Below are 12265 nucleotides of genomic sequence, written 5' to 3'. Positions count from 1 at the left end.
ACATCAAACGCTTCTTAATTCTAGCCATGCTACAGACTCCACATGTACCGTATGCGGAAACATATCCACCGGCGTCACCTCCGCGACGCCGTACCCACCATCGACCAGCACACGCAGGTCGCGCGCGAGTGTCGACGCGGAGCACGACACGTACACCACGCGCTGCGGCCGCAGCTCGAGGATGGTCGCCAGCAGCGCCGGGTCACAGCCCTTGCGCGGCGGGTCGACCACGATCACGTCAGGCCGAACGCCCTGACGTGTCCACTCCGGCAGGACGACCTCGGCGGGTCCTGCCTCGAAGTGCACGTTCGTCATGCCGTTTAACTCGGCATTCTTACGTGCATCGGAGATCGCCTCTTCGACGATCTCGACGCCGTACACCTGTCCCGCGCGCTGCGCCAGGAACAGGGAGATCGTGCCGATGCCGCAATAGGCATCGACAACCGTTTCGCCGCCTGTCAAAGCGGCGTATTCCAGTGCCTTCCCGTACAAGACTTCCGTCTGAACGGGGTTCACTTGAAAGAAGGATCGCGCGGAAATGGCAAATTTCACTTCGCCGATATAGTCATAGATGACCTCGCTGCCCCACAGGACCCGAGTCTCATCCCCAAAAATAACATTGGTCTGTCTCACATTAATGTTATGACAAATGCTCTTCACCGCAGGCAGAGCCTCGCGAATGCCGGCAATCCACTCATCCGCACGCGGAATCTCCGTACCATTGGTGACCAAAACAACCATGACCTCGCCCGTGCGGAAACCGACTTTGACGACGACATGGCGCAGGAGCCCAGATTCCGTCTCTTCACTGTAAGCGCGAATGCCTAAGCGCGAGCCGATCTCTTTCACACGTGCAACGACTTCGTCGTTCGCCTCATGTTGAATCAAGCACTCTTCCATATCAATGATGCGATGACTTCCCTGCGCATAGAATCCGCCGATGAGGCCGCCCCGCTCTTCCCCAAAAGGAACCTGAGCCTTGTTCCGATATCTCCACGGATCCGTCATCCCCAAAGTGGGATGAACGACGATTCCTTCTATACCCTCATCCGATTGTACCGCCAACTTCCCAATCCGCACCAAATTATCAACAACCTGCTGCCGCTTCACGCGCAGCTGCGCCTCATAACTCAAATGCTGCAACTGACAGCCGCCGCACTCATCATAAATGCCACAGTCGGGAGACACGCGATCCGGACTCACTGCAAGCAGCTCCACCAAACTAGCATACCCATACTGTTTCTTCAAATGTTCCACGCGTACAAGCGCACGCTCACCCGGCAGCGCCCCCGCGACAAAAAGGGTAAAGCCGTTCACACGGCCCACCCCTTCGCCATCATGGCTGATCCCGATGATCTCAGCCTCGTATTGCTGTCCGATTTGCACAGGCAAGCCTGCCATCCAAGCTGGCACTTCTTTCTTCCCTTTGCTGTTCCCATTTCCTCTGTTACCCGCTGCCAAACTCCCCGCTCTTCCAGCAGATCCAGACCTGCCACTACCTCTATGTTTACCTGGCGCGGAGCCAGATGTGCCTTTTGTTTTCATAATAACCTCACTTAATTCTAGCTAAAATTAATCATTTATCTATTCATCTGAGCAGCCGAATGGAATGAAAAGGTGGGAGAAGGTTTTTATACCCTACTCACCCTCATCATGCCCATTTCCATGCCCCTTCAAATGAAACGGCGTGGTCAAAGCCTCAAGAAATTTCTTTTTATAAATCGACTGGCCCGACTCATCCACGATCACCTGCAAATGGCTCTGCAAATTGGTCATTACGCAAGGCAATGTCCCGCCAAACTCACCATCTAGGTTCAACTGAACGTAGTCCGGGGAATTAATTTCAATATGATTCGTCTGAAAATAAATCAGATTCGGATCACTCAAATGCTCGCCGCGCAGCGCCAGGGATACGATACGGATGAACTCTGCCAGGTTGCATTTCTTCAAAATAATAACGTCGAACATGCCATCGTTAATGTTGGCTTCCGGTGCTAACTTCTCGAAGCCGCCAACGGAGTTGGTGTTGCCTACGAGGAAGAGCATGACTTCTTCATGCATCTCGCGATCGCCAGCTTTGATATAGAGCTCGATTGGCTTCAGCCTAGGCAGCTTCTCGAGTCCCTTCATATAATAGGCCAACTGGCCGATCATGGTTTTGAGCTTGCTTGGGACTTCATACGTCAGCTCGGTCATCGAGCCGCCCCCAGCGATATTGATGAAGTAGCGGTTGTTGATTTTGCCTACATCGATCGAGGTTGAATACTGCTGAATGATGAGGTCGCAGGCATACTCCAAGTTCTTGGGGATACCGAGCGCACGCGCAAAATCATTCGTCGTCCCGAGCGGCAAAATGCCGAGCGGCGGTCTGCCTTCTCTTTCAGCCATACCGTTGACGACTTCGCAAATCGTACCATCGCCGCCTGCTGCGATGATTAAATCGAACCCGCGACTCACGGCCTCGGCCGCTGCGAGTGTGGCATCTCCTTCACCGATGGTCGCGTGAGCGGAGGTCTCGAACCCGCCGCGCTCTAAGCGCTGGAGGATTTCAGGCAATCTTTTTTTCATTTCTTCCCGGCCTGAAGTCGGATTATAGATCAATCGTGCTCGTTTGACCACTCTATTTCATCCCCTGTTCATCGTATGGGAATACGGAGGCAATCTGCCCCTCCATCCATTTGGAAATTTGCGGACTCGGCAACAAGGCCCGTCCATGATACTTATAGGTTAACCCTTCCAATCTGGAAGGAATCACTTTATGTGTAAAATACCCTTCACTCAGAAAAAGTGGTGCTACTATCACCTTATACGTTGGTTTCTCACGGGCCCACCAGGCCATCTTCTCTGCTAGTTGATCCGGCAAAAGCATAGCAATATCCGCCTCGGCGAAGCCGCCCAGCGTTCTAACCCGCTCCGCGAGCTGCGTAAGTCCTTGGCGCCACTTCTGGTGGAAGCCATCTTCCTTACTCCCATGTCCCACCAATAGCAGAATCTCTTCCTGGGGCGACTCGGAAAGCTCTGCGATTTTGCCATAAAGAATAGCTGCAATATCGGGATGATCATCAATCGGCGACGTGAAGTGAATTCGCGCGCGTATGTCTAAGAGCTCCATGTCGGTTTCGAGCACAGGCTCAGCAATAACCCCTAACGCGTAGCTGATCTCATCAATATGTGTACTCCCAGAGGACACGAATAGCGGAACGACGATGATATCGGTCACACCTTGCGCCTCTAAACTATAAATGCCATCTTGTATCAATTTACCCTCGACGAGCTCCAAATATGACGCATAAATAGGCATGGCATCAGGTACTTGAACCGCATTCACGGCATCCTCGACCAGCTGAACCCAACCCTCATCACGGGATCCATGGCTAATGACCAGCACACCATACAACTTCATTCTAACTTCCCCCACCCGTACGAACTAAGCCTATCTTCCTATGCTAACGAAAGTGGCCACCTATGTCAATTTGAAGCCTGCTTAAACAGAGAAAAACCCCGCATTACACGAGGTAATACAGGATTCTGCAAGTAATTATTTAACGATTCAAACGATCCAATGTCAGTACATAACCATCGTTCCCGTAATTCAGGCACCTTTTGACCCGCGAAATGGTTGCTGTTGAAGCCCCTGTTTCCGCTTCGATCTGGTTATAAGTGCATCCTTTGCGCAGCATACGAGCTACTTCAAGGCGCTGCGACAGCGACTGAATCTCATTCACCGTACACAAGTCATCAAAAAAGACGTAACACTCTTCAATATCCTTCAACGTTAGTACAGCTTCGAAAAGCTGGTCTATGGCTTTATCATTTAATTTTTTTAATTGCATCTGCTGTCAACTCCCGGTCAAAAAGCATGTTGGCTTCATGGTTCTCTAAGCTCCTGTGTATCATTCGACACGTCCTAAGCAATTCCTTCCTTTAGGATTGCAGAACGTTAAAATTTCTATGCGTTAATTGACTAAATAGCAACAAATCACGGGCACCCGTGACATTCGTCCATACCAAAGGTAGGCAAGTGACATATCCTGTAGGAGACAAATCTGATAAAAAGGATCGTGAATCCTAGTGACCAACCCAAGACAACAAATTATTGGTAATGGCGGAAATCGTCCTGAAGTGGAAACAAGGAGCTTAACCCTTCCCGGTGAAGGCTTCGGTCAATACCCAGGCTTAGGCGGTGGCAATCCCTTCGGTGGTGGCGGCGGCTTTGAAGGCGGAGGTGGCTTCTTCGGCAGCCCTCCAGCAGGTGGCAATGCTGGTGGTGGATTTTTTGGCGGCGGCGGTGGCGGCAATGCAGGCGGTGGTTTATTTGGCGGTGGCGGAGGAAACGCCGGTGGTGGTGGTGGCGGCGGCAACTTCCTAAGCAATCTCCTTGGCGGTGGTGGTGGTGCCGCTGGAGGTTCATCGAACCCATTAAGCGGCTTAAATATGAAGCAAATCTCCGGCTTCGTTGAGCGGATGGGTGGTATTGATGGCATCATCGGCACGATGGGCAAGGTTCAGAAGTTCATGTCGACGTTTCAGCAAATGGCACCGATGGTGAAGACCCTCTTTAGCTCTATCGGCAAAGGAAAGGTCGCCTCCGGAGACGTAGAAGAGATCTTCCGTCCGAAACGCAAACGCCGTAAGAAATCCGGCACAGGTAAAAGGCGCAAAGGCCGCTCCACATCCGGCACGGCTAAGCGCAAGCGCAGATAGTTTTCTTCGTCCCAGCTTTTCTCATCTAAGCCAACTCATTCGTAAAAGGCTCCCCGTCTTCATAGACGGAGGAGCCTCTTTACATGTTGCTATTTTTTCAATGATCTTAAAATGATTGCTGAAGCTTCTGCACGCGTTGATATCCCTTGCGGTTTCAAGGTGCCGTCTTGGTAACCATTCAATAATCCTTTCGACGTCAAGACAGCTACTGCCGCCTGTGCCCACTCTGATATAGCTGAGCTGTCGGTAAATCCCATGCCTTCTGTGCCTTTATCATTCATATGTGCTGCACGTACAATTATTACAGCCATTTGCTCTCGGGTAATCGTATCATCTGGACCAAATGTCGTATCTGTGTACCCGGAGATGATCCCATTGGCTGCCGCTGTGGCAATCGCATTCTTAGCCCAATGGTTTGTGGTATCGCTGAACGCTTTACCGCCCTGATCGCTGAGCTTTAAGAATTTAACAACGATAGAAACGAACTCGGCTCTTGTAATGCGGCCTTCCGGTTTAAAGGTGCCATCTGGATAGCCATTGATCGCTCCCTGCCCAATCAATTCACGAATGTTAGCCTCTGCCCAATGTCCCTTAATATCAGTCAGATTCGTTCCATCTGATCCAGGATTATCAGTTACAGGCTTATCATCTTCTTTCGGTGTAGCCATGACCGCATATTTTGTGAAGTGATTCACGTCTACAGTAATGTGATTACCATTAACTTTACCACCCTTGACTTCCACCCATTTCTGATTGACTTCATCGAAATAGAAGACGGATGCTCGTTGATCGGCTTTCACACTTGTAGGATCGAAAGCAAACGTCAACGTAACCGATTTACTGAAGTTCTCTGTGAAGTTTTTGAGAATCTCATAGACTGGACTTGCTAGAACCTCATGATTCGTTAATAGGTTATCTGTTCCTGTCAATTTTTCGATGGTTAACTTTAATTCTTTCATAGAAGCATTCGCTGGAATCAAGACCGAAACCTCGTCCTTATAACTCACTTCGCCCGTTTTTCCAATTGGAAGTGTTAACGTACCATCTGTCGAGGTCACTTTATCGTCAATCGGTGTCGTTGGTGGTGTTGGATAATAGGGTTCCGATGAAGAATTTTCAGCACGGTATACCGTCAGGTTATATGGCTTCTTCGTACCATCTTGTGCTTCGACCATAATTTCAATCGGGTTGGCCCCGACCTTTAGATTAGCCGCTTTGTAGGCATATACATTGTCTGTGACAGCTGTATACTCGGCACCTGTTACCGTAAGCTTTTGATAGAGTTCCTCTTTCGTTATGGATATATTTACCTCCGAGACGGAGTTAGATACGCCTACCGCATAATCACGTTGGGACGCAGAGAATGCCGGATTCAAGCTACCTTGATTGACAGCGATGTTGGAAAGTAAGACATTGTTACTCATCCTTGTAACAACGACTGTATACGTTCTGGTCGAACTGTCCGCCGCTGTATGGACAATCGTAATCGTATTGTCTCCTAGGTTTAACGGAATCTTTACACTCGCTTGACCACTTTGTACCTTGTTTCCGTTCACCGTTACGCTTGCTATTTCGTTGGTAAGCGATGGCGTGACTGTCAAGCTATCAACACTGTTAACCACACTTTGCGTATAGCTTGTTCTTGAGAAGTAGAAGGGCTCGTTCAGATCTCCGCTGCTGAGACTTAGACCGGTCATATATTCAGTCGATGTTGTCCCCGTAGTAAATTTCCAAATGTCTGACTTCTTCTCCCCGCCATACATATCTGTTGCTGCAGCATACCATTGGTAGCTAGTCAGTGGCGCTAAATTTCTCCAGATGACCCCGGCAACTTCACCGCTCTTCACATGATTCATGCTGCCGATCACATTATCCGTATATACGTTCACTCCGAAGTAGTCCGTAGCAACGCGTTTAGTAACAGGCTGCAAATTCAAATCGATGGAAAACTCATCTTTGCCAGGATACTCGGCTGGGTCATAGTAATTGTAATCATCCAAATGCGGTGAATAAGTCTTCATGTTGATTTTGCCATGTGCCATGTCAAACTGCATAAGTCTGATATATCCAAGTCCACCTTCTGGTGCCCCTTGGTAATCAGCAAGCATTTGATACACGTTACGATCGGCTACTCCGTCGTTGTTATCATCAATCGCGTCGACTTTCAGCTCCGCATCGTGATAATGGCCGGAAAGAGCCGCAATAACGTTCTTATTGGGTTTGATGACACGTTCGAACACTTTTTCCGCCATCGGCGCGCGGTTATTGGAAACTAACATGAACTCATGGAAGTTCAAGATCGCTTTCCGATTCGGGTACTTTTTCAGAACCTCGTTAATCCAGTCAATCTCTTTGTCACCATAGCCCCAACCCATGTAAACGATGATAAAATCATTGCCGTTGGAGGATACAAGGTCATAATGGCCTTTGTTATTTTCGTAGGATTCGCCGTACGTTGGCTGATCCTTGAAGCGATCTTCCCCGAACCATTTGGAATAGTAACTGTAATCATTGTTTTGATGGCCCACGTCATGGTTACCCGCCAATACACCATAAGGAATGTTGGCTTTTTCCAAAACCTTCATATCTTTATCTGCTTCTATCCATTGATATTCTTGGTCTGCGATATCTACGATATCACCGGTATGAATCACATATTTAATTTTGTTATCTACTTTGTGATCCGCAATCCATTTCACGATCTCTTGATAGATATACGGATAGGTTCTGGAGTAATACTGTGTATCCGACATCCAAACAAAGGAGAAATCATAATCGGTTGTCGCATCCGCATTCGCTTTAACTGGTGTTGCAGCAATTTCATCCTGAACCATCACTTGAATCTTCTTGTTGTTGGCATACGTACCTGCAGCTACCGTAGCTTGCAGTTCGAAATCTTCCGTACCAGCAATAACAGTCTTCAGTGCGTTCCATTTTTGCCCGCTAGGACTCCATGCATATAAAGTAACTTTACGGCCTTCCAGCGACTTGCCTTTCCAGTTAATTTCCACTGTATCCGTGCTCTTAACAGCATCGTCCAACGAGATTTCGAATCGCTGATATGGGAACTTCTCGTCAGAATCATCGACCAGATACTGCCCATCCAATGCACTAATTTTAGTGTAATCCTCTTGCGTAAAGGCGGTCTCACCGTCAGGCTTTGCCTGTCTAGGAGGCTCCGTGTCTACTGCGTTGCGGAACCCGGCAAATTGCCCCTGCACGCTGGCATCGTATTTAAAGCCTTGGTTAAAGCTTACGTTCATTTCATCATTCATGGGATCCGATACTTTAACACTCAAAGGAGCATTACGATCTACGTCAACAGCGCCTTGCCCGGGTGTCAATTGTTCCGGCAAATTCGGGATTTCATTCGGCACCTCGAAATTGATCGTCACATTTTGCACGTTACCTACTTTATCCACAGCCTTGATGCTAAATACATGCATCCCACCTCGAAGCTTTGCAGATGATGTGGCATACGGCAATGTGATTGGCAGTGTATCGAGCGTAGTCTCTACCTTGTCAACGCCAGCTAGTGCGTCAGATATGACCGCATCCAGGTTGAAGTCCCCACGGTACATGACGCCCTCTTCAACGGAAGGTTGGATGACTGGAGCTGTATTATCGACTGTCACTGTTGATGCAGCTGCCTTGTCATTGCCATGGCTCACCGTAATCTGATGTTGACCATCATTCGTAGATGTGGTGTCCCAAACATAAGCCTTGGATGCTAATTTCTCAGCTGGAATGATGAAATCGAAATCGACAACTGGAGGTTTCCCCGAAGAATCTCCCATTTTAATCACCTTGGCCGGATCATTGTTCTTCGCATCATAAATCACCGTACCATCAGCCAGTACTAAACGTACGTTCTTTACGTCAAAATTATCTTTATTCTCCGCTGGTCGATCATCGAAAGGTGAAGCCTTCGAACCCGCTCGGATGGAAAATACGTTGCTGCCTTCCTTCAATCTGTCCGCTTGAATCGTCGTAGACAGTGTTGTGTAACTATTCACAGTGTCTTGGAATGTAAAGAGAATGTCCTTATCTTGCGTGATGGCGTTTTTAAAATAGTAATTTACACCCGTTACTTCGAAGGCAATATACGCGTCATGTTCAACAGCATGATAGGTAGATTGCGTTAATTCTTTGCCATCAATGGCAAGCTTCAGGTCATCCGCACCTAACCCTTCGCCTGTTCCTTTAATCACTTTAGGTTTGGCAATCACATCGCCATCTTTCACATTCAGACGCAGGGCTGAGTGATCCGAGCCTCCCGTAATGGCAACACGCTTCGTATTCGTCGTGGTTTCATTCACGCCATCCGAAGTAACATAGTAATACTCTAAGTAGGCATTACCGATAAGCTCAGGTGAGAAAACCGTATAATGATATAACGTATCTGCGAAGCTTTCTTTCAAATATTTTTTCGAATAATTAGGCTGTTTCTCCGTTTTATAATAAAGAGCTACTGTCTTTAACGATGTTTCATCTTTGGCATCCCCAATAATCTCAAGATCCTTGGATTGCTCAATTTCGGTCTCTTTGGTCAAATCAGAGATTACAGGCTTGGTTGTATCTGGCTTCACAATCACACTTTGGATCGGCGCTTGAATCGGGTCAAGCGTTCCTGGTGTCGCAGCCGCTAACCCTGCGCTATATTTCGTCATCGTTGTTTTGCCGTCAACTGGATATTTATACAAGATTCCCTTATTTGCCTTAGCATCGCCAGCTACATAATACGCGGATGAAACTTCAACGCCTGTATTGGTAGCAATTAAAATACCGCGATTGGCGCTATTCGCCATACCGTCGTTGTGTATGCGTACAAGATTGGTGCCTTCAACCAAATTCGTGCCGTAGGTGGTATTGAAGTCCGCTACAGGCGTATTCGCATTCTGCGCGTTGATCACCCAGAAGACTAGCGTACCTTTCGAGGGAATGATCATATCCTCTTTGTCTGCTGGCCAAATGACATCTGCATCAGGTCCAGTATCCGTGTAGCGGTAAATCAATTGATAATCTTTGAAATTAATGGCTTTATCCGTATTGTTGTACACTTCAATAAACTCATAGCCATCTGCTGTGCCCACATTCGTAGAATCGGGTACAACTTCTGTAACCAGAAGCTGTGGGATCTTGGTGAAATCCGTTTTATCGATAGCCACGGTCGCACTATAAACGTTTGATCGTATCGTACTAAAACCGTCATCCGCCTGAACGTAGTACTTCAATGGCGTATCCGTCAGCTTTTCCTTAGGTATCGTAGCTTGATACTGGGTGCTACCTAGTACCGTCATAGGTACCGAATCATACGCAGCTTGAGAACCTGTTTTAAAATAAACAGCCGCGGATACGGATTCACTCTGCTCCGGATTGGAGATTTGCGCTTGCAGCGTTACATCCAACTTTTGATCCGCTTGCGTAACCGGTGTGTGGGTAATTACCGGAGGCTCTGAATAAGTCCGTGGGATCGTTGGAACTTGAGTGGGATCAATAACGCCTGGGGTTGCATTAGCTGGAGTTGTATCTTCGCCCGAAGCGTACATCACCATATTTTTCGAGCCATTTGCGGGGTATTTATAAAAAATACCTTTATTTGGTTTTGTTTGATTATCATTTTGATAACTGGCAATGGAAATATCGCTGCCGGTTTTCTCTTGGATAACCACATCTCGAGGTCCTGCGTTACTCATTCCGCCCCCGCCTTCCACACGGAAAAGGTTCACACCTTCTTGGAGGTTGGAAGTAAAGGTGTTATTAAACTTTGCTGGTGTTTCTTCCACATTATCTGCATTTGTTACCCAAAATACGATGGAGGATTGCGGTGGAATCGGCATACTTCCGTAAGGTACTTGTTTATATGAAGCCGGCCAAATTGTGTCTGCACCTGCATTACGGTATACCAAGTTGTAATCCTTAAAGTCCACCGTTTTGTCTGAATTGTTGTATACCTCAATAAACTCATAAGCATCTGAAGAAACTCCAGCTACATTGGTGGTATCCGGAACAAGCTCCGTAATCAGCAACTTAGGAACCTTCGAATAGTCTACGGCATTCACTTGCATTTCGTTGTCCACCGCATTAGCCATGGGGGCCAGCATGCTGAACATCATTCCGGCTACGGTCATCCCTGAAACCAATCGTTTTAAACTTTTTTTAACCAACTTATTAACGCCCTCTCATCATCAAAATGATTGTTATTAACTATCTCTATCTATTGGGAAATAATTCGTTCAACAAGCCAGTACAGCCCGAATACGCCAATGATTCCTGAAGCATATAAGTTCCAATTGATTTTCAGCGGCACGCGGCGAAGCAACAGAAGAACTGGAATCACTATCGCTACAACGACAAGTTGTCCAATTTCGACGCCTAGATTGAATGAGAATAATGGCAGCGCCATTTGTCCGGACAATGTGCCTCGCAGCACTTCAGCGAATCCAAAACCGTGAATTAACCCAAACAGCATGGTGACCATTACACGTGCGCTCTCTTTTTTCTTCCATATGTTCTCAAAGGCAATATACAAAATGCTAAGCGCAATTAAAGGCTCGACAATCTTGGGTGACAAATAGGCGATCTCCAGCGAGGAGAGGACCAGCGTGATACAATGACCTACCGTAAAAGCCGTAATCAACTTCACAATTTTGGTCACTCTTTGTTCAGCAGCAAGCAGCAAGCCGAATAGAAACAGCATGTGATCAAGCCCTGACCAGATGTGCTTCATCCCCATAAGGACGTAGGTCTTTAGCGTATTCTGCCAGGAATGATTGGCTGTAATATCGACCGCAGGCTTGCTAGCAGGCGCTGACGCCATCGTCGGGTTTCCTGCCCCAGCCCCAGGACCTTGGATCTGCACAATATAATTCTGACTGCCAAGTACTTGCTGAATCGTCTGGCCTCCCACCTGAATCGTGGCATAGTTGCTATGGGCTGGATCGACACCGCTGTACCAGAAAAAGTTATATTGCACGAGATACTGCTTCACTGGAGCGGCGAATTTGTATCGGATATCAATGCCAATCATATCCATGCTGGCGCGTTTCTCATGCTTAGCGCTAACAACGGCCGCCGCTCCAACCTTGCCATCCCCCGTCACAATAATGCCGTCATCAACTAGTTTGGTTAATGCTTCCAACGAGGTTGATAATTGTTTATCACTTATCTTGTCTCCGCCATCTGCTTTGTCAGGAAAGATTTGTAGAAGGTCGTGTTCGACTAAAGATAGATGATACTGCATCGTATCTGAGCCTACTTGTATATCGGAGTAACCGCTCGAAGAAGCATGCGCTCCTACCGTACTAGCTACACTTATGCTAACGATGACCGCCAAAAGGAACACGAAGAAGCTCTTCCTAATGTTCAACTCTGTTCTACTGCGCATGTGTTCTACCCCTCATGATTCATTTGCACTTGCTTTTTTACCGCCATACTTGCCTCTCCTTCCCATGAGCTTCGTTGGTACCTGCCCATCATATCCAGCCCCCCACGGCTTGCCTATACACATGATTTGCGTTCCTGAGCGATTGTTACGATTCTTCTTTTAATATTTTATAAA

General features: G+C 47.6%; 7 protein-coding genes. 1 reads left to right on the top strand and 6 read right to left on the bottom strand.

Features of this window, described 5'->3' with window-relative positions:
• Positions 1 to 3 precede the first annotated feature (3 nt).
• From rlmD to L6I86_RS27855, 4 genes are all read right to left on the bottom strand, one after another.
• Positions 4 to 1545 carry a 23S rRNA (uracil(1939)-C(5))-methyltransferase RlmD gene (gene rlmD, locus L6I86_RS27870; RefSeq protein WP_420851941.1) on the bottom strand — a complete coding sequence of 514 codons (1542 nt, stop codon included), beginning with the start codon at positions 1543 to 1545 and terminating at the stop codon, positions 4 to 6.
• A gap of 93 nt (positions 1546 to 1638) precedes the next feature.
• Positions 1639 to 2619, bottom strand: a complete 981-nt coding sequence (locus L6I86_RS27865) for a diacylglycerol kinase (protein ID WP_236291733.1) — start codon at positions 2617 to 2619, stop codon at positions 1639 to 1641.
• A gap of 1 nt (position 2620) precedes the next feature.
• A complete protein-coding gene (locus L6I86_RS27860) occupies positions 2621 to 3403 on the bottom strand; it encodes a sirohydrochlorin chelatase (RefSeq protein WP_236291732.1) in 783 nt (260 codons plus the stop codon).
• Between the two features lie 139 nt (positions 3404 to 3542).
• The gene (locus L6I86_RS27855; RefSeq protein ID WP_056612830.1) at positions 3543 to 3833 is read right to left on the bottom strand and encodes a YerC/YecD family TrpR-related protein; all 291 of its coding nucleotides are present in this window, start codon (positions 3831 to 3833) and stop codon (positions 3543 to 3545) included.
• A gap of 238 nt (positions 3834 to 4071) precedes the next feature.
• Between L6I86_RS27855 and L6I86_RS27850 the strand changes: the two genes are divergently transcribed.
• Positions 4072 to 4704, top strand: a complete 633-nt coding sequence (locus tag L6I86_RS27850) for an aminotransferase (RefSeq protein ID WP_236291731.1) — start codon at positions 4072 to 4074, stop codon at positions 4702 to 4704.
• 89 nt (positions 4705 to 4793) lie between these two features.
• On the opposite strand, the gene L6I86_RS27845 is transcribed toward L6I86_RS27850, so the two are convergent.
• Both L6I86_RS27845 and L6I86_RS27840 read right to left on the bottom strand, forming a co-directional pair.
• Positions 4794 to 10871 carry an S-layer homology domain-containing protein gene (locus L6I86_RS27845; protein ID WP_236291730.1) on the bottom strand — a complete coding sequence of 2026 codons (6078 nt, stop codon included), beginning with the start codon at positions 10869 to 10871 and terminating at the stop codon, positions 4794 to 4796.
• 50 nt (positions 10872 to 10921) lie between these two features.
• Positions 10922 to 12091 carry a HupE/UreJ family protein gene (locus L6I86_RS27840; RefSeq protein ID WP_236291729.1) on the bottom strand — a complete coding sequence of 390 codons (1170 nt, stop codon included), beginning with the start codon at positions 12089 to 12091 and terminating at the stop codon, positions 10922 to 10924.
• Between the last annotated feature and the right edge of the window lie 174 nt (positions 12092 to 12265).

The organism is Paenibacillus allorhizoplanae (assembly GCF_927798215.1).
Taxonomy (GTDB): Bacteria; Bacillota; Bacilli; order Paenibacillales; family NBRC-103111; genus Paenibacillus_E; species Paenibacillus_E allorhizoplanae.
The sequence above is the reverse complement of the archived record's forward strand: the minus strand, read 5'-3'. Positions and strand labels throughout refer to the sequence as shown.